At 41.1% G+C, this 19997-nt stretch carries 18 protein-coding genes; 12 read left to right on the top strand and 6 right to left on the bottom strand.

Annotated elements, in window-relative coordinates:
- Positions 1 to 290 precede the first annotated feature (290 nt).
- The 6 genes from ACWXWT_RS14790 to ACWXWT_RS14765 all read right to left on the bottom strand — a co-directional run bounded on the left by ACWXWT_RS14790 (position 291) and on the right by ACWXWT_RS14765 (position 6446).
- Positions 291 to 2078, bottom strand: coding sequence for an aminopeptidase P family protein (locus ACWXWT_RS14790; protein ID WP_456042342.1), 1788 nt, complete (start codon positions 2076 to 2078; stop codon positions 291 to 293).
- A 207-nt stretch (positions 2079 to 2285) separates the two neighbouring features.
- Positions 2286 to 2756, bottom strand: coding sequence for an FKBP-type peptidyl-prolyl cis-trans isomerase (locus ACWXWT_RS14785; protein ID WP_456042341.1), 471 nt, complete (start codon positions 2754 to 2756; stop codon positions 2286 to 2288).
- A gap of 263 nt (positions 2757 to 3019) precedes the next feature.
- Complete coding sequence (locus tag ACWXWT_RS14780; RefSeq protein ID WP_456042340.1) at positions 3020 to 3352, bottom strand: DUF1294 domain-containing protein; 333 nt, start codon at positions 3350 to 3352, stop codon at positions 3020 to 3022.
- Between the two features lie 379 nt (positions 3353 to 3731).
- Complete coding sequence (locus ACWXWT_RS14775) at positions 3732 to 4880, bottom strand: DUF418 domain-containing protein (RefSeq protein ID WP_456042339.1); 1149 nt, start codon at positions 4878 to 4880, stop codon at positions 3732 to 3734.
- A gap of 159 nt (positions 4881 to 5039) precedes the next feature.
- A complete protein-coding gene (locus tag ACWXWT_RS14770; protein WP_456042338.1) occupies positions 5040 to 5927 on the bottom strand; it encodes an SPFH domain-containing protein in 888 nt (295 codons plus the stop codon).
- A 42-nt stretch (positions 5928 to 5969) separates the two neighbouring features.
- The gene (locus tag ACWXWT_RS14765; RefSeq protein ID WP_456042337.1) at positions 5970 to 6446 is read right to left on the bottom strand and encodes a hotdog fold domain-containing protein; all 477 of its coding nucleotides are present in this window, start codon (positions 6444 to 6446) and stop codon (positions 5970 to 5972) included.
- Between the two features lie 159 nt (positions 6447 to 6605).
- On the opposite strand from ACWXWT_RS14765, the gene ACWXWT_RS14760 reads away from it, so the two are divergent.
- From ACWXWT_RS14760 to ACWXWT_RS14705, 12 genes are all read left to right on the top strand, one after another.
- Positions 6606 to 7529: a DUF368 domain-containing protein gene (locus tag ACWXWT_RS14760; RefSeq protein ID WP_456042344.1), complete on the top strand. Its 924-nt coding sequence runs from the start codon at positions 6606 to 6608 to the stop codon at positions 7527 to 7529.
- Between the two features lie 185 nt (positions 7530 to 7714).
- Positions 7715 to 8677: a YbgA family protein gene (locus ACWXWT_RS14755; protein WP_456042336.1), complete on the top strand. Its 963-nt coding sequence runs from the start codon at positions 7715 to 7717 to the stop codon at positions 8675 to 8677.
- Positions 8678 to 8686: 9 nt separating this feature from the next.
- Positions 8687 to 10120, top strand: coding sequence for a deoxyribodipyrimidine photo-lyase (phrB, locus tag ACWXWT_RS14750; protein WP_456042335.1), 1434 nt, complete (start codon positions 8687 to 8689; stop codon positions 10118 to 10120).
- Between the two features lie 252 nt (positions 10121 to 10372).
- Positions 10373 to 11584: an NnrS family protein gene (locus ACWXWT_RS14745; protein ID WP_456042334.1), complete on the top strand. Its 1212-nt coding sequence runs from the start codon at positions 10373 to 10375 to the stop codon at positions 11582 to 11584.
- A gap of 44 nt (positions 11585 to 11628) precedes the next feature.
- Complete coding sequence (locus tag ACWXWT_RS14740) at positions 11629 to 13038, top strand: ammonia-forming cytochrome c nitrite reductase subunit c552 (RefSeq protein WP_456042333.1); 1410 nt, start codon at positions 11629 to 11631, stop codon at positions 13036 to 13038.
- A gap of 265 nt (positions 13039 to 13303) precedes the next feature.
- Positions 13304 to 13759 (top strand): nuclear transport factor 2 family protein, encoded by a 456-nt coding sequence (locus tag ACWXWT_RS14735; protein WP_456042343.1) that lies wholly within the window; start codon positions 13304 to 13306, stop codon positions 13757 to 13759.
- Positions 13759 to 14508, top strand: coding sequence for an SDR family NAD(P)-dependent oxidoreductase (locus ACWXWT_RS14730; protein ID WP_456042332.1), 750 nt, complete (start codon positions 13759 to 13761; stop codon positions 14506 to 14508). Before ACWXWT_RS14735 ends, ACWXWT_RS14730 begins: the two co-directional genes overlap by 1 nt.
- Before the next feature lie 51 nt (positions 14509 to 14559).
- On the top strand, positions 14560 to 15828 hold the full coding sequence (locus tag ACWXWT_RS14725) for an NAD(P)/FAD-dependent oxidoreductase (protein ID WP_456042331.1): 1269 nt from the start codon (positions 14560 to 14562) through the stop codon (positions 15826 to 15828).
- Entirely contained in the window at positions 15825 to 16640 is an 816-nt protein-coding gene (locus tag ACWXWT_RS14720; protein WP_456042330.1) for a DUF1365 domain-containing protein, read from the top strand. Before ACWXWT_RS14725 ends, ACWXWT_RS14720 begins: the two co-directional genes overlap by 4 nt.
- Before the next feature lie 386 nt (positions 16641 to 17026).
- The gene (locus ACWXWT_RS14715) at positions 17027 to 18265 is read left to right on the top strand and encodes a class I SAM-dependent methyltransferase (RefSeq protein WP_456042329.1); all 1239 of its coding nucleotides are present in this window, start codon (positions 17027 to 17029) and stop codon (positions 18263 to 18265) included.
- Between the two features lie 406 nt (positions 18266 to 18671).
- The gene (locus ACWXWT_RS14710) at positions 18672 to 19190 is read left to right on the top strand and encodes a DUF2878 domain-containing protein (protein ID WP_456042328.1); all 519 of its coding nucleotides are present in this window, start codon (positions 18672 to 18674) and stop codon (positions 19188 to 19190) included.
- Entirely contained in the window at positions 19187 to 19798 is a 612-nt protein-coding gene (locus tag ACWXWT_RS14705) for a chalcone isomerase family protein (protein WP_456042327.1), read from the top strand. Before ACWXWT_RS14710 ends, ACWXWT_RS14705 begins: the two co-directional genes overlap by 4 nt.
- The last annotated feature ends 199 nt before the right edge of the window (positions 19799 to 19997 follow it).

The raw sequence follows: 19997 nt of genomic DNA, 5'->3' as shown, positions 1-19997 counted from the left end.
AAGCATAAAGGACTTTGAAACCCGCCAGAATGGAGTCTCTCAGGTATTCCACTTCTGTGTTACATCGATTTAAAAGGGAACAACCATTTCTACATCAATGTGCCTTGAATTGAAAAACCTGAGAGACAATGAACTGACCAGATATTTAATGAGATTGGTATTACTGTGTTCCGAGGACAAGTGATTAAACGCGTTAGTGGCTAATGCGAAATTGATAAAGGGCTTTGGCGAGTTATTCGTCCAAAGCCCCATATTCAGTGCTTGCGTGTTATTTTGAACAGCGTTAACGCTTAAATAGCGGCGGTCACTTTGTTTAGCCAAGCTAACTCGTCGCCTTGCATCAATGGAGTTAAAGTTTGACGTACTTTTTGCTGATATTGATTAAACCAATTCACCTCAAAATCAGTTAACAATGACTTATCAATTAAGCGTGCATCCATTGGAATATGGGTTAATACATCAAACTCGTACATTTCACGTTCAGCACCTTGTAGCGCTTGGCAAGGTTTAACGGTTACTAGGTTTTCGATGCGAATTCCAAAGGCATCGGCACGGTAGTAGCCAGGTTCATTTGATAACACCATGCCTGACAACAGTGCCACGCCATTAAGGTTTTTACCTATGCGTTGTGGGCCTTCATGAACACTTAAAAAATGACCGACACCGTGGCCAGTTCCGTGATCATAATCAAAACCGTGTTGCCATAAATACTGACGGGCAAAGCCATCAAGTTGTTGGCCTGTAGTCCCTTTGGGGAAGCGGGCGGTATCTAACGCGATATGACCTTTTAACACTAAGGTGACCATTTTCTTTTGCTCGTCGGTCACTTTACCTATGGCGATGGTGCGGGTGACATCCGTTGTGCCGTCTAGGTATTGGGCGCCAGAATCGACTAAGTAAATGCTGTCCATGGTCATGGTGCTTGGGGTGCCATTATTGTGGTTGTAATGGCACATGGCAGCATTGGCGCCGGTGGCTGAAATAGTGTCAAAGCTTGGCTCGCGATACAGCGGGTCTTGTAATCTAAAGCTTTCTAATTTGTCAGCCAGTTGCGCTTCATCGTGCATAATGTTCTGTTCGACTTGGCTGTCTAACCAAGCTAAAAAACGGCTAACGGCAGCGCCATCACGAATATGACACGCTCGCATACCAGCTAATTCGGCATCATTCTTTTGTGCTTTAGGTAATGAAACAGGGTCAGTGCCAACAATCAGTTTAGCACCGCCTTTTTGTGCCAGTAATTGCGAATAGGCGTTGGCAGAATGAGGGTCGGCTAATAACTTAACACCATTCATTTGTGCAAGTACGGTAGCCAGCTCGGCTTCATCTTTAAAACTTACCCCAGCACCTACGTGTTGTTCAATATTTTGCGGCACTTTCGCTAAATCGGTAAAAAAGGTCATGTCGCCATTGGTTGATAATAATCCGCAGCCAAGTATGACGGGGAAGCGCGGAACGTCGTTACCACGGATATTCAGTAACCAACAGCATGAATCTAATGCAGCGATAAGGGCTATATCGGCACCTTGCTTGTTAATCAATTGACCAATTTGTTGACGTTTCTCGACACTATTACGTCCAGCGCCTTGGTGGCTAAATAAAGTCATGGTGGATGCTGACGGTGCAGGGCGGTCTAACCAACTGACATCAATCGGGTTGTTATCCACTTCAACTAAATTGATTTGGGCTTTATCAAATTGCGCTTTAGTTTGTTGATACCAAGCTAGGGTATGTAGGCGACTGTCTATGCCGACGCTCGAGCCTGCTGGTAATGTATCGATTAACCAGTCAATTTGTGGGTCGTCATGCAGGCTTAAATACTCAAATAAATTACCGTCTACCTGTTGGCGTACTTGCACAGTGTAACGACCGTCTGTAAATATTGCCGCTCGGTCTTTTAGCACGATTGCCATGCCTGCAGACCCAGTAAAGCCAGTCGCCCAATGTAAACGCTCATTACGAGCAGGGACATATTCACCTAAATATTCGTCAGCGCGGGGAATAATGAATGCATCTATTTGGTTGGCTTCAAGCTGCTGACGAATGGCGTTAAGGCGGGTAGCAATAATATTGGACATGGTTTCTCCGTTGGAGGCGACTGATGAACTCAGCTCTGTAGAATGAACTTCGATTATCGCAAGTGTGACGGTAAACTGGCAAGCGAAGTCGCTTGTATAATACCTGTAGGCAGGCAAAAAATTGTAAATTGATATTGTATGCAATAGCAAAAAACCTCCAGATAGAGGTTTTTTGCTATTTCAGATTAGGTAGAGACTCATTGACGATTAATTGATTTCAAATAACTCAACATCAAAGATGAGTACTGAACCACCTTTAATTTTACCGGTAGAGCGGTTGCCATAAGCGAGTTGACTAGGAATATAAAAACGGAATTTATCGCCCACTGTCATCAACTGTACACCTTCGGTCCAGCCTTTGATGACTTGATTTAAACCAAAACTGATAGTTTCGCCGCGATCAACAGAGCTGTCGAAAACAGTGCCATCGATTAGCGTACCGTGATAATGAACGGTTACTTTACTGTTGGCTTTAGGGTGTTCAGTATTGTCGCTTTTGGTTAATATTTCATACTGCAACCCAGACAAGGTTTGTATCACCCCTTTGCGTTTGGCATTGTCGGCTAAAAATACTTTACCTTGCTCAATGTTCTCTTTTGTCGCTTTTGAATTGTTCATTTGGCTGAAAAAGTAAAATATCACTCCTGCAATGACCACAACGGCCAAAATCATACGCATAGTAATTCTCTAATAATGGTTTTTTGTAGGGGGAGTTTACCGCAAAACCTTAACGCCTATCAAATAGGCAATATTTCTTATCAAGTACTTAGGCTCGTTTGGACTAGGGGACGTTAGTACACTTGACCTGTCTGAATATAATGATTAATCGTATTCACTATTGGGTTATGCTGGGGGAATTGCGTTAATGAAAATGAAGCAACTATTTCTTCATCAATGGCTCTTTAATTGAAGAGCTTGAGGGTTTTATATTAACCAGATCATTATTGGAGTTGGTATAAATACCACGCGGCACCGAAAACGCTCACATTGAGCAAAATACAGCACCAAAATATGAGCTTAAATGGCGTTTTTTGAGTTTTATGACGTAAATGATATTGACCTAATAAAGCTGCAGGCCAGCCACCTAATAGTGCAAATAGTTGCAAGGTACGTTCGCTAATACGCCAGCGTCCTTGCTTTGCAGCTGATTTGTCACGGTAATATAACCCAAATGTGGTTAAATTTATTATGCAATATAGGCCTGCTAACCATGGTTGAATGGCGCCTAACACCCCACCAATACACAGCATCATTAACCACGCAAATTTATTCATATTATTGATTATCTGTGGTGAGACATAAGATTATTTATTTAAACATTCAGCGTGAATGTCATGTTGAACTTCGTTGCCGACCAGAGGGGGGACCGCTAGTCATACCAAAGTCTGAACGCTTTATGTTACCCGTGACACTATATACTAAGGTGTACTTTCTTGTTATCCCATTATTGGTGTCGAGAACAATAAAGCTGACCGGCTATGTGACACAATGCAAGGTCAATTGGCCATAGCGTTCAAATTGATCGTCTTGTAATGGTTAAGCTGCATCACTCTGCTTATACCTAAGGGGCTAATCAGCTTACGCGGTTACTCAGGCTAGAGCAAAGCGCGATACCAGAACCCAATATAAACGTGCTCATGTTTTGGCTGTCAATTATTCATGCTTTGATACTAAGAAGCGCCAAAGCTTTTCTAATGGACCTTGGTTTAAATAGCGTAAATACAGATGTGCTAATATCAATTGCGCGATGCTGTAGATAATGGCAATTGATACATAGCCAATGCGATCAAGTTCTTGTTGCCATTGTGGAGCAATGTAACGCAATAATAAAACCCCGACGATTGACTGTAAGATGTACAGACTAAACGCCAACTTGCCAACATTTTGTAGTGGGGTTAAGCGATTAGGATCGTTTTTACACAGCAAGCAAATTAAATGGATATACACCAACGCGCACGCTATGGCGCTAAGTTGCACAATCACACTCGATAAACTTGCCAACATAATGTTACCGCTGAAACCTAACATTGAGTCAATAAGTGACAAAGTCAAAGCCCAAAACACAAAACGGCTAAGGGATTTTTTATCAAAACCGTGTCTGAATATATTGCGTTTGTACAGTGCCATACCAATTAACATCAATCCAGCAATAAACCACATTAATGCCAACGGAATCAATAATGTCATGTAAATGAACAACATAAAGTGCATATGTAATTGTTCTGAATAACTGCCTGTCCAGGTGGCAAGTTGTTCAAGAAAAAATGGGGAGTCGCGCAAATACACTTGATCGTCAGGGGTGAGCGATATGATGGCTATTGGAATAAGTGACATAAAAATAAACCATTTTGCCTTCCGAATGAGCGCGTTTGCATCAATATCGCGATACTTAAACGCCAATAGTCCACTGACACCGTATGATAATAAAATATCACCTGGGAAAATAAAAATAGCATGGATAATGCCAAAGATAATCAGCCAATATAAGCGCCACTTTTGTTGGTTCAAATGTTTTTTTAACGCAAATAAAGTTAAGTCTGACTGATAATTTTGATATTGGATTAGCATTCCAGCACCAAACAGCATGGCAAATAGACTAAAAAAACGTCCTTCTAAAAAGAAGTTGCTGAACACTTTAATTGCAATATCCGCTGTCGGCTGCACATTATGAGGAGCATAGCCATAGAGGCTATTACCCATAAAATAAATATTCAGGAAAAAGATCCCTAATACACCAAGCCCTCTGATTGCATCAAGATTAGCCAAACGTGTTTTTTGAATCGGAGCGCTATGCTTATCCATGTTCGTTGCTGAATTCCTTTTGCAATGGGTGAACGGTATAAAAGTATTATCTTATTTTGAATAACATCATTAATGAAATAACGATGTCAGTCAATTGAACTGTCGACGAAATAAAAAACAAGCAATGTGCTTGGCTTTTAGTCGGTTACTCGTTGATGTTTATTTGTTTTTTTGAACTTCTAAAAATGGAATAGTGCCAGTAGGTAGCATCGTTGTTGGTAGCTTGCCATCCCAACGTTCAGCTTTGGTGAGTTCAACCAAGTTTTGGTTTTGCGCGAGTGCTTCAGCACGAATTTTAATGGCAGATGCTTCAGCATTACCTTTAATCCGGATACTCTCAGCTTCAGCAATCGCCCGGGCTAATTGCGAGTCAGCTTCTGCTTGTGCTTGTGTTACGGCAATTTGTGCACTAACACGTTCTTTTTCAAGATTTTGCAGTTGGGTTTGTACCTCTACTTCGGCGCGCATTCTGTCTTCTACAGATTTCTCATAAGCGTTAGAAAAGTCGATATTTTCAATTTGTACAGAGGTAATCGTGACCGGACCTTTAATGGATTTAGTAATGGCGTCTGTGACATCAATACCAAATTTAATACGCTCTTGTACTGCAGAAATGGCGGTGTACTTACCAAAGATGTTTTCAACTTGAGTTGGCACTTGGCGGTCGAGCAAACGTGACACCATAGAGTCGATGCCTTTGAATTTAGCATACACTTCTTCAACGCGATCAGGCGGTACGCTGAATGTCACTGACGCACGTAATGTCGCAGGTTGTTGATCGCGACTATAAGCTTGCAGCGCTTGGTAACTTGCAGTGTGCGTTTGGGTTGAAATTTTAACCACTGTGTCCATCAGTGGGATTTTGAATCCAAGGCCGGGTTCTGCGGTATCGATAATTTTACCGTTTCGCAGTAATACACCACGTTCACCTTGGTCAATTGTGTACCAACTTCCATATAAGCTGATAAGCATGATTAACAATATTGATATTGGGATTATTTTACCTAAGTGATTGGTGCTTACTTTTGATAGATCGTTTTTTAACATTGTGCTTCCCTAGCAAAGATGAAATTAATATTATATTAATGATTATTTTTTAGGTTTTTCTGAAATCCATAGCTTAATGTGCCCTTGAACGACGATTACACCGTCAGTGTCGTAGGCTTTAACGTCAACTAACATATCACCGACTTGCCATTGCTCTGGTTTTACCTCTGCAACACACAAAATATCAGATCCCGCTTTTGCAGTGTAATCAACGCTCATGCCTTTAGGGATCCAGCGTAAATGGGCTGGGATAGATGCTTCTGCCATCGTGCCCATTGCCATTTCTAAGCCATTACAAATGGCAATAACATGTACGGTACCAATATGGTTTTGAACTTTTTTACGTTTTTTAATTAAACATTCACAGCGGTTAACTTGTAAGTTGCTTATATAAGGGTGCACTGTGGCAAAATAAGGCGCCATACGTGACACCATTTTAGAGAATATGTGTTTTCCGAAAGGATAAGATGTCACTTTTTTATACAGTGACATCACTTTATTGGGTTTAATTTGGGTCATTGAAAAGACTCTGGTTATTCTGTAAATAAGTTCTCTGGTCGGATGAGGTTAACATTGTTGTAACCTCTGGTGAAGAGTAGATCTATATTTTCCATCGCTCATTTACTTACAGGCAGGTATAATTTACGGGTTTTGACTCTTTAAGGATAAATTTTGAAAATTAACTTGTTGTTGAGCTACATCAAAGGCATGGCTATGGGAGCTGCTGATGTGGTTCCGGGTGTGTCAGGCGGTACCATCGCGTTCATTACGGGTATATTAGATCCGCTATTAGACGGCATTCGCAAAATCAATTTTTCTTTGTTTGGCATCATTAAACAACAAGGTGTTAAAGCAGCTTTTTTACACATTGATGGTCCTTTTTTATTATGTGTATTTGGCGGTATCTTAACCAGTATCTTTACGTTAGCTAAATTGATCTCGTGGTTATTGGTCACACATCCTATTCCGGTGTGGTCGTTCTTTTTCGGGTTAATCATTTATTCGGTCATTCATATGATCAGGCAAGTGGATAAGTTCACTGTTATTCGTATCATCATCTTTATGCTTGGGGTTGCTTTTGCTTGGTTTATTACGGTATTACATCCGATTGAGATGCAGGCTACATACCTTAATTTTTTTATGTGTGGTGCTATTACTATTTGTGCGATGATTTTACCGGGTATCTCTGGGAGCTTTATTTTACTGTTATTGGGTATGTATCCTGCCGTTTTAGCCGCAGCAAAAGGTTTAGACATTGTTTATTTAGCTTGCTTTGCTGCAGGTGCGGTTATTGGGCTGTTAAGTTTTAGCCATGTGTTATCAACGTTATTACGCAAGTTTCATGATGCCACGGTGCTGTTCTTAACTGGTTTGATGCTTGGTACCCTAGGAAAAATTTGGCCTTGGAAAGAAGTCATCAGCTGGCGTGAAAACAGTAAAGGTGAGCAAGTTCCTTTATTAGAACAAAACTTATCACCTTTTCAGTTTGAACAAGTCACAGGTGAAGCCTCACAACTGATGCTTGCCATTGTTTGTGTACTTGTGGGGATAGGCATAGTGTGGAGCTTAGAGTACGTAGGTAACAAAGCTAAAGCTCAGTAAATTGTCTTATTTTGATAAAAAGCAGAGCTTAAGCTCTGCTTTTTGTTGTTTTACTTCAAATTTTATCTAAAACAGCCTATAAATAATGAACTTAATTGATTCATCCTTCGTATAAAAAACACTAAAACAAAAAAATTAATCATGCCGATATCTGCAATGTCATTATTGCCACAGGAGTGCATTACATGCCCAATACAGTCTCATTTGTGCCAGAAAAAATCCGAATAGGGATCAGCAGCTGTCTTCTCGGTAATCAAGTTCGCTTTGATGGCGGGCACAAGAATTCCTATTACTGCAAACAAGAAATCGAACCTTTTTTTGAATACACCACCGTTTGTCCTGAAATGGCGATAGGTATGGGCGCGCCACGCAAAAGCATACGCCAAATTAGAGATGGCGATGTGGTTCATATTCGCAGTGCCGACGGCTCGGTCGATGTTACTGATAAGCTAAATGAATATTCTAAAGCCAAAGTTGAAGAGTTAGATTATTTAGGTGGTTATATCTTATGTGCTAAATCGCCTACTTGCGGGATGGAGCGTGTCACCGAATATAAAATTGGTACCAATAATGGATCCAAAACCGGTGTAGGTGTATTTGCCAAGGCTTTAATGGAACGTTATCCATTGTTACCAGTTGAAGAAGAAGGGCGGTTACACGATTTGCCACTACGGGAAAACTTTTTTACGCGGATATTTGCTTATAGCGATTGGCAAAAAATGAACCAGTCTGGCTTAACAAAGCACAAGCTGATGCAGTTCCATTCGCGCTATAAATACTTACTCATGGCCCACAGTCCTAAATGGTATCGCGAGTTAGGTCCAATATTGGCTGATATTCAAGATTTAGAACAGACAGCACAGCAGTATTTCGAAGGCTTTATGACGGCGTTAAAAATTATTGCGACACGTAAAAACCACACCAGTACATTGCAGCACATTCAAGGTTATTTTAAAAAGCAATTAAGTGCGAGTCAAAAAGAAGAGTTGAGCGAATCGATTTTAAAGTATCGCCAAGGGCTGTTGCCTTTATTAGTGCCAATTACCTTGATTAATCACTATGTGCGCGAGTTTCATACGCCATATATTGAAGAACAAGTGTATCTAAACCCGCACCCCGAAGCACTTAAGCTTCGTTATGCTTACTAGGTTGTGTAAATGACGACGAAAAATAGCTTGATGTGGTTTAGGCAGGACTTACGAGTTGCAGATAATCCGGCATTATTTGCTGCCTGTGAGTTTGCTAAACAACATCAAGGACACGTTAAAGCGGTGTACTTTGTTACGCCTGCTCAATGGGCACAACATGATGTTGCGCCGATACAAATTGATTTTATCCAGCGACATGTGAATTTATTGGCACAATCATTAGCCGCCTTGGGTATTGCACTCGATGTATTGCATGTCGAGTTATTTGACGACATCGAACCTGAATTAACCCATTATATTGCCAAATATGATATCGCTGCTATTTTTGCTGGTAGCGAACCTGAAATCAATGAGCGTCGTCGTGATAGTGCTTTAATTGATGGTGGTATGCCATTAACGGTCATCGATCAAGACTGCGTACTGGCTGCTGGCCAAGTACAAAACTTGTCTGGTGATATGTATAAGGTGTTTACCCCATTTGCTAAAAAATGGAAAAGTATCGCCAGCCAAAAAGCTATTGTGCCTTTGGCGGTACCAGCCCCAGTGGCTGCGGCATTGACCTCTCCGCCACATATTAAGTTTGGCTGCGATAAGACTAATAGTGAACATTGGGCTGCAGGTGAGGGCGCGGCTAAACGAGTGCTCGATCAGTTTTTAGCGACTCAAGTGGCAGACTATCAAAGCGAACGTGACTTTCCTGCATTAGAAGGCACAAGTAGACTGTCGCCTTTTTTAGCCATTGGTGTGATCAGTTCCCGTCAGTGTGTTAGTGCTATTTTAGCCCGTTATCCAGAAGCATTAGTGGATGATACGTGCCCTGCTAAAACGTGGTTAAATGAGCTTATTTGGCGTGAGTTTTATCGTCACTTGCTGGTGGCATTTCCGCGTTTGTCAATGGCGCATAATTTTAATGAACTGGGTAAAGGTATTGCTTGGCGCAATAATCCCAATGAGTTTAAAGCTTGGTGCGAAGGAAAAACCGGTTACCCTATTGTCGATGCAGCAATGCGCCAATTAAATCAAACGGGTTGGATGCATAATCGTTTGCGTATGGTGGTCGCTAGCTTTTTAACCAAACATTTGTTGGTTGATTGGCGTTGGGGAGAGCGTTACTTTAGACAAAAGCTCATTGATGGTGATTTAGCGGCTAATAATGGTGGCTGGCAATGGTCAGCTGGAACAGGTTGCGATGCACAACCTTATTTTAGGGTCTTTAACCCAATGACCCAAAGCAGTAAATTTGATCCTGATGCCAGTTTTATAAAACGTTTTATTCCTGAAATTACGGTTTGGTCTTTAACTGAAATTCATCAACCTAAAACAGTTAATGTGAATGATCTATTTGCACACACTAATAACCAAGCTTATCCAGCGCCGATAGTGGAACACAAAATGGCGCGCCTAAGAGCAATAGAAATATTAAGTGCACTAAAACGTGGTTAATGTTTTTTAATTGATTCAACCGTATAAACCCTGAGGTTCGATAAATCAGCAAATACACGACAGGCTGCTATCATCTTTGATGATAGCAGCCTTTTTTGCGTTAGATCACATTATGAGCTTGGCTCATCAGTGGATTGATGACTAATGATTGAAGCATATGGCGTAACAGCATAGAATGGCGATATTAAAGATTCATATATTATACATGTTTATATCTTGTTGATGTTACCCCACTTAGTGAGTGAACTGCTTATGCTGAATATTGATGACCCTGCGATAACTGATAACACTCCTGCAATATGGCGTTTGGGCTTTAGACCATTTTTTCTGGGCGGGGCAAGTGTTGCTGCCTTATATATTCCATTGTGGTTAATGGGGTGGTTTACGCCACAATATAGTCTATTTAGCAGTGAGTTTTGGGCTAACGTTGTGCCATTGTGGTGGCATCCACATGAAATGTTATTTGGCTTTGCTATGGCTATTGTGTGCGGTTTTTTACTGACAGCAGTGCAAGCATGGACCAATCAACCCACCATAACGGGCCGCGCTTTAATGGTGACCTTTGGTTGTTGGCTAATTGCCCGGCTAATGTTGTTATTACCGATGAACATTCCTTTGATATTACCAGCCATATTTGACAGCTTATTTTTAGGCTTAAGTGCATTGGCGTTGTGGCGTTGCATTTATCCAGTTAAGCAATGGCGCAATATCGGTTTTCCGCTGTTATTGGTGGTGGCGTTGGTGGTTAATTTAGCCAGTTACTATGCGTTATATCAGCGTGATTTTTCACTTTCTACTCAATTATGGCAAGGGATGATTTGGTGGTTAGCAATGGTCATTACGATAGTGGGTGGCCGCGTTATTCCCTTTTTTACCGCCATGCGTATTAAACAACCCAAGCCAGATCCCATTAGTATATTAGAAAATACGTTACTATTCGCAATGGGATTATTGTTTATACAAGCAGTCAGTCATTGGCTTCCTAAAGGGATTGAGCAAGTTTTATTAGCCGTTACTGGTGGGTTGCATCTTATCCGTTTTGCTCGTTGGCAAGCACATAAAACCTTAAAAGAGCCTATGTTATGGTCGTTGCACTTGGCGTATATATCATTACCCATTACGCTAATTTTGATGGCGATTAATATCGACAATGAATATGCCTACCGCACGTTATTACATTTATTTGCTGTAGGTGGTATTGCAGCATTATGTTTATCCATGATTTCTCGTGTGTCTCTTGGTCATACTAGCCGTAATATTTATCAAGGCCCTAACATGGCATTCGCCTTTTTGAGCATTGCATTTGCCGCAATGTTTCGCGCGATAATGCCATTACTTATGCCAGAGTATACGCAAACATGGTTATGGGTAGCGGGTGCATTTTGGTTTATTGGTTTTGGGATGTTTGTGTGGTTTTATGCTCCCATTTTAATGCGTCCTCGACTCGATGGTCGCCCAGGTTAGTACATGACTAACTTTTTTGTAAATACAGTTTTAAGGTAAGTAACATGATTAATCCATTAATAGACGTGATGATGGCTGCCACTCGACCTTTACGTAGCAAAGCGGGGTTGAGTATTATTGTGAGCGGGCTGGCATTGCTAAGTTTAACTTCTTGGACTTTACAAAGTGCAGAGGTTGATCCAAATCAGCTTAAGTTTCCTAAGCAGTTTGAGTCTTGGCAAGCAACCGTTGAGCAAGATGAGCGTGAAGATATGCTGGCGCAATATCCTGCGAGTATTATTTTGTGGGCAGGGTCGTCATTTGCCAAAGAATACCACAGCCCTCGGGGGCACCAATTTGCCGTTGCTGATGTGACTCATACTTTGCGTACTGGGGTTGCAATAGCAGAAGGTGATAAAGGTTTATCGGCCAGTTGCTGGACATGCAAAACACCCGACGCTCCAAGGTTAATGAAAGAAATGGGTATCCAAGGTTTCTCTGGTTCCAATTTTGTTGATTTAGGTCGTGAAATCAAATCCGTTGTGTATTGTAGCGATTGTCATGTTGATGGCAGTGCAGAGCTAGCGTTACCTCGTCCCCATGCCCAAAATGCCATGGCCAAAATTAAACTGCCTTTTGAAAAACAAGACAGTACAATGCAAGGTGCACAAGTTTGTGGTCAATGTCATGTGAGTTATTATTTTCAGCCTGAAAACAATAATAAAGTCAATATTCCATGGATTTTTGGCAACTCAGCCGATGACATTGAGAAGTATTATGACACTCGTCGCTTTTACGAATGGATCCACCCTATTTCTAAAACGCCAATATTAAAAGCACGTCATCCAGAATTTGAGCATTGGAGTCGTTCTGCCCATGCGAAACAAGGCGTGACTTGTATAACGTGCCATATGCCGACTGAGACCGATGAGAAAGGCGCTACATTTACTGATCATAAAGTTGCCGGTGCATTAGACAATTTTGATCGTAGTTGTATCAGTTGCCATAGCAGTAAAGCGGCGATAACTAAAAAGCTCGATCAAGCTAAAACCAACATTGATGCCAAAGCACGACATGTTGAAGGATTATTAGTTAAAGCGCATTACGAAGCAAAAGCCGCATGGGATGCTGGCGCAACTTGGCCGCAAATGAATGATTCTATTATGTCTATTCGTCATGCTCAATGGCGTTGGGATTTTGCCATGGCATCGCACGGTTTATATGCTCATAATCCTAAAGAAGGGATGGCATTGTTGAACAAGGCTATCGAGCAAATTACTTATGGACGTGAGGCTTTAGCGAGAGTGTTAAACCAATTGTCGGTGACAGAGGTTACATATCCTGACATCAGTACCAAACAAACGGCTCATGCAGCAATTGGATTTATTGAAGCCGACGCCATTAAAGCTAAGCAAGCCTTTATCAAAGAGGAAGTCGATAAATATTGGCAACCAGTAGCCAAAACCGGTTACTAGCTCTTGAATAAACATTAACTGATTTTATCAACGCCTAAGCCCTGCTTAGGCGTTTTGCTTTGTGGCTTATGTAATGCATTGATCTATTCTCATCAGCACCTCGTATTAATTTAATATTGATCTTACTGACATAAAGTACTGTTATCTTATTGTCATATAAGGCATTGTTATTTATATGTTCGCGTGAGTTTCTTTGTCGCGTAATAGGAGTCTGTTAATGCAAGGTGCACAGCCAATAGTTGATAGTAAATCAGAACCGTTAAGCATGGGCCATTCAGCATCCATTAATGGACAACCCGCTGTTATTGATAATTTTATTAATATGTATCAACAGCTTAATAAAGATAACTTATATTTACTTCGTCAGGTTTATCGTGATGACATTCATTTCCGCGATCCAATGCATCAAGTTAGTGGTATTAAAGCGTTAACTCAATATTTTGCCAATATGTACCTCAATGTCACCCATATTAAATTTGATATTAAAGAGGTGGTTGTATGCAACAATAATGCCCAAGCAGCCTTATATTGGACCATGACTTATTCGCATCCTAAATTGAACAAAGGACAGCTGATTAATGTCGATGGCATGTCGCAACTTAAGTTTGAAGACAAAATCTATTCCCACCGCGATTATTTTGATGTTGGCCAAATGCTGTACGAGCAAATTCCTTTTTTAGGTGGATTAATTGGTATATTAAAAAAACGAGCGGCAAAGTAATGGTTACACTAAGCGTGGATACGCCGGCTGTACTCATTACAGGAGCCAGTTCGGGCATTGGTTTTGCGTTGGCCGAACATTATCTTAGACAAGGTGTTGAGGTCATTGCCTGTGGCCGCAATACTCAAGCTTTAAAAGCCATTACAGGTGCAACAGCACTTGAGTTTGATATTACTGATAACATTCAGGTTGAAGCCGCGGCAATTAAACTTAAGCAACTATTACACGACAATCACTGGCAGTTACAGCAAGTGATACTTAATGCTGGTAGCTGTGAATACATCAATGATGCTTTGCATTTCGACTCAGCGTTGTTTGCTCGGGTGATAAACATTAACGTGATTGCAACGGGCTATTGTTTAGCGCATTTTTTGCCTTTGCTCAGTAAGGGTGGCCAGTTGGGGCTAATGAGTTCTAGTGCAACATATTTGCCGTTTCCTCGAGCCGAAGCTTATGGCGCATCAAAAGCCGCCATTAGTTACTTAGGCCGCAGTTTACGGGTTGATCTTGCTCAGCATGGTATTGGGGTTAGCGTTATTTGTCCTGGGTTTGTGAAAACACCGCTAACTGATAAAAATGATTTTTCGATGCCGATGAAAATAACCGCACAACAAGCCGCAGTGGCAATTTATAACGGCATGCACCGCCAACGCCGTGAAATCCATTTCCCGACTAAATTTACCTGGTTACTTAAGTTAGCCTCTTTATTACCTGAAAAACTACTAGTGTCGTTATTGGCACCTAAATAATGGGCCCGAGTCAATTCACTACAATAAGCATTCGCGTTAAGGATTAACTAAATGAAAAATATCGCCGTTATTGGTACTGGCATTTCCGGTTTAACCTGTGCTCATTTACTCAGTCGCGAGCATAATGTGACCGTATTTGAAGCCAATGACTACATTGGTGGTCACACTGCTACTGTTGATGTGGAAGTTGCAGGTAAGTCATATGCCATTGACACGGGGTTTATTGTATTTAATGACCGTACGTATCCCCTTTTTGAAAAATTAATGACACAGCTTAAGGTGAAATCTCTGCCTACAGAAATGAGTTTTAGCGTTAACAATGCCATTACAGGGCTTGAGTATAACGGCCACAATTTATGGAGTATGTTTGCCCAACGTCGTAATTTATTACGACCAAGTTTTTATACTTTCTTAGGTGAAATTGTTCGTTTTAATAATGGTTGTAAAGCGATTTATGACGCCGATAATTACCCTAGCGCTTCTTTAGGTGAATATTTAGATCAGCAAGGTTTTTCAGCCTTTTTCTGCGAGCACTATATTTTGCCAATGGGAGCGGCGATTTGGTCAGCCAGTATTCATGACATGCGTGCATTTTCATTGCGATTTTTTATCCGCTTTTTTCAGCACCATGGCTTATTGAATATTAATGATCGCCCGCAATGGTATGTGCTTGAGGGGGGATCTCGCAGTTATATTCCGCCACTAACGGCTCCTTTTAAAGAACGAATCCATTTAAACTCACCCATTACAGGCATTAAGCGCAGCAGTGAAGGCGTGCATATTCAGGTCGCTAATGGTGAATGGCAACCGTTTGATGATGTGGTATTAACTTGTCATAGTAACCAAGCACTCGCAATGTTAACGGATCCAAGTCAAGACGAAACGGATGTTTTAGGGCCAATGGCTTATCAAAATAACGAAGTGGTATTACATACCGATATTAATGTATTACCCAAACGAAAAGCTGCTTGGGCCAGTTGGAATTATCGCCTTGATGGTGAAAACGAACTTGATGTTGCACAGCGTCCTGCCAGTGTCACTTATAACATGAATATTTTGCAGCTTTTACCCAAAGATGCACCAACGTTCTGCGTCACCTTGAATCAAACAGATTTAATTGATGATGCTAAAATATTGCGCAAATTTAACTATGCTCACCCAGTGTTTAATGATGCCAGTATGAAATCTCAAGCGAAAAGATCGCTTATTAATGGTAAGCACAATACCTATTATGCCGGTGCATATTGGCATAATGGTTTTCATGAGGATGGTGTGCGCAGTGCTGTTGAGGTGTGTAACCTGTTTGGAATTAATCTATGACATTAACTTCATCGCAAATCGATAACCTAAATAGTGGCATATACTCGGGGATGGTGAGCCATCGTCGTCACGTGCCTAAATTACACAGTTTTGGTTACAGCCTCGCGATGATGGCCATTGATTTAGATGAAGTGGAAGCCATAACGGCAACCAGTAAGTTATTCTCTACCGATAAATTTACCCCACTTAAATTTAAACCCAGTGACTACCTAAACGTGTTAGATAAGCAATTTGGTGATCAACTTATTTTATCAGCAGCATGTAATGGCAATGATGCCATTGCATTAAAACAAAGGGTGTTGGCAACGATTAAACACTTAGGTGCCAGCGATGTGTGTGACAAGGTGATTTTTTCAGGGCAAATTCGCCATTTGGGGTTTTACTTCAGCCCAGTCAATTTTTACTTTTGTTACCACCAAGACGAAATGGTGTATATGTTGGCTGAGGTCAGTAATACCCCTTGGAATGAACGTCATTGTTATCTTGTTGATATTGCCAATACAACCCATACCGATAAAGTATTTCATGTGTCGCCATTTATGAATTTAGACATGCACTATGTATGGCGCATTACCGCGCCTGAAAAATGTTTAAAAGTGATCATTGAAAATCGTAATGCTGATAACTGTAAGTTATTTGATGCCGGTGTGGTGCTTAAGCGCAAACCGATAACCGCTAAAAATATGCGCCGTTTTATGCTGCAGTTTCCGCTAATGACCGGAAAAATTATGCTGGGTATTTATTGGCAAGCGTTAATACTATTTGTTAAACGTATTCCTTTTGTGGGTAAGCAATCTACAAAAACAGTCTAATCAATACTCGGTAAAACAATTGTAAACCAAATGGATGGCAACAACGTATTACCTATACATAACTAGGGTATGTTGATCTTTTAAGGTTGGTTTTGAAGCAAATTGTTGGTTATTACTTAAACATGAGCGACAAGGAAGCGTTTTTATCGTGTGGTTATTCCACATAAAAAGTCGATAACTCAGTAAAAATGACCAACAAACGCTACTCGCAAGGGGCGGCTAAAAACGTTTAATTGTTTGCTGAGTGCATATTCTTGAAGTGATAGTGCTTAGATTGTGAGGCAGCAATCCATTCTGCTCGATTAATGCGTTTTGTTTTGGGTGAAATTTAACCAGCAACGTTCAGCAAATCCTAATAGCAGTTGATGAACTGGAGATAATGACACATGGAAAATACGGCCACACAAAGTAGCATGGCTCAAGCAAGTTTATCTGACAGCCTAGCAAGAAAAATCTTACTTCGTGCACTAGCGCATCTTGCGGAAGGTCACTTAACGATTGTTGATGGCAATCAAACATCAGAGTTTGGAGATCCCAAAAGTGATGTTCACGCGACCATGCAAGTGATGCAGGCAAATTTCTATCGTCAGGTGGTATTTGGTGGATCTATTGGTGCTGGCGAAGCCTATATTCAAGGTCATTGGTCTAGCCCAGACTTAACTAAAGTGGTGCAAGTATTTGCGCGCAACTTAGCGTTACTCGACAATCTTGAACGTTACTTTTCATGGCTAAGCAATGGTATTAGCCGAGTAAAACACGGGCTGAATCGTAACTCTAAAGCGGGGTCTAAGCGTAATATTTTGGCGCATTACGATTTAGGCAATGATATGTATCAAGCGTTTTTAGACCCTGAGATGATGTACTCAAGTGCGTTATACCCAAATGACGACAGTAGCCTCAATGAGGCTCAAATACACAAGCTACATACGATTTGTGAACGTTTAGATTTATCGGCGGGGCAACGCTTGCTAGAAGTTGGCACTGGTTGGGGGGCGTTAGCCATTTATGCTGCCAAACATTATGACGTACATGTTACCACCACGACGATTTCAGATGCGCAGTATGACTATGCCCAGAAGCGTGTTAAGCAAGAAGGGCTTGAAAGCAAGATTACGTTGTTAAAGCAGGATTATCGCTTGTTAACGGGTGAGTTTGATCGGGTTGTATCGATAGAAATGATTGAAGCCGTGGGGCATCAATACCTTGGTGGCTTTTTTGAAAAGCTACAACATCTACTTAAACCAAATGGTCGCATGTTAATTCAAGCCATTACCATTGCAGATCAACGTTACGACAGCTACCGCAAAAGCGTTGATTTTATTCAACGCTATATTTTCCCCGGTGGGTGCTTACCGTCGGTGAGTGAAATGACAAAACATATAGCTAAAAAGACCGATATGGTGACTTGGTCTATCGATGACATGGGCAAGGACTATGCTCGCACATTAAAGCACTGGCATGAAAATTTTGATTCGGCTTACGACAAGATTAAAGCGTTAAATTATGGTGACGATTTTATTCGTATGTGGAAGTTTTATCTTAGTTATTGTGAAGGTGGATTTTTAGAGCGCACCACTAGTGCCGTGCAGCTTGTTGCAGTGAGACCATTATATCGTTTGAGTTAGTCGGTATTTAGATTGCTCGCCGCCTGTGGGCAATGTGTTATGTGACGAGGTAATACCAATCCTATTAAATAGCGGGAGTTCAACGTGCTGTAGGCAAGGCAGATGAGTGACGCGAATAGTGATGCTCGGTAACAAGCACCTGGGTTGCTCTACCTCCAGTATCTGACCGTCATGGATGGTGGGAATGTCTTATTTTTTATGGAAAAAATAGACCATGTCGCCATATTTTGAAAACATCTAACGAAGCATAACGTACTTTGAAACCCGCCAGAGTGGAATCTCTCAAGTATTCCACTTGTGTGTTGCATCAATTTAACAGGGAACAACCATTTCTGTATCAGTACGCTTTAATTGAAAACCTGAGAGACGCTGAACTGACCTGATATTTAATGAGATTGGTATCACTATGCCTAATGCTAAGCTGTTTACTATTTTAAATGCATTATCCTTCCAGCTGGTTTGGTGGTCTGGTGTGCTTGCTGGTAACCAACTCGTTCTACAGTCTATTGTGCTCATCATTGGCCACTTTTTACTATCTCAAAATCAGATACAAGATTTTAATTTAATGTGTTTTTGTGGCGTGATAGGGATGAGTGTTGACACCTTTCTTACTTGGATTGGTGTGTTTTCATTTACAGATACACCCTATTGGCTGGCATTGTTATGGTTATTATTTGCCTTAAGCTTGCGTTATAGCTTGGCTTTTTTTCAACATGTTGCCGTGGTTTGGCAAGCGCTATTGGGTGGTATATTTGGGGCGTTGAGTTATATTGCTGGCGCTGATTTTGGCGCCGTCGTGTTACCGCTCGGCCTATGGGCTAGTGGGGTGATACTGGCAGTGATCTGGAGTGTATTGTTTCCCGTATTACTGTATATCAGTCGCAGCGATAATGCTGCGGATCTCACACTGGAGAGTCGCCAATGAAAACAGTAGATGAAACGATTAATATACAAGGTCATTTCAATCATTGGTTAGTGGAGTTACTTTTTGGTGTAGTCGGTGCGCTGGTGGTTCTGTTGCTTTTTGCATTAAGTATCAATGATTCACTAGCGAAACAAGTATCGAGTTATAGTAGCCAACGTTTATCGACTGAGCCATCTTCAACGTTAATACAAGTCGGTTCCGCTAGCATGAGTTTGCTATGGCTTGATATTTATAGTGCAAAGCTGTATTCAATTGATGGTCAATACCATGCTAATCAATTGCCGTTGAAACTTGATATTGAATATCATCGAGAAATTAGTGCTGTCGATCTAATTGAGGCCACAGTAGAACAGTGGCAACATTTAGGCATAAGTGAAACCCAAATTAACCAGTATCGTGAACAATTGATCTATGCTTGGCCAAATGTAAAAGAGGGCGACCGCTTAACCTTTTTGGTTCATGCGTCTGCTCAGGCGGCGTTTTTATTTAACGATGTCCCGTATTATCAAGTTAGTGATCCTCAGTTCTCGACCGATTTTTTAGCCATTTGGTTATCGGAAAATACCAGCCACCCAAAGCTTCGCAAGCAACTCATTGGCATGAATTAGCGAGTTGGTATAACACTACTTTTATACCAATCCTATTAAATATGTGATCTTTCAGTGGGAGTTCAACGTGCAGTAGGCAAGGCAGATGATTGAAGCGAATAGTGATCCTCGGTAACAAGCTCCTGCGTTACTCTACCTCCAGCATCTGACCGCCATGGAGGGTGGGAATGTGTTATTTTTTATGGAAAAAAATAGACCA

The sequence above is a fragment of the Shewanella sp. A22 genome (genome assembly GCF_053850585.1).
Note: the sequence above shows the minus strand (reverse complement) of the source record. Positions and strands in the feature narration are given on the sequence as shown.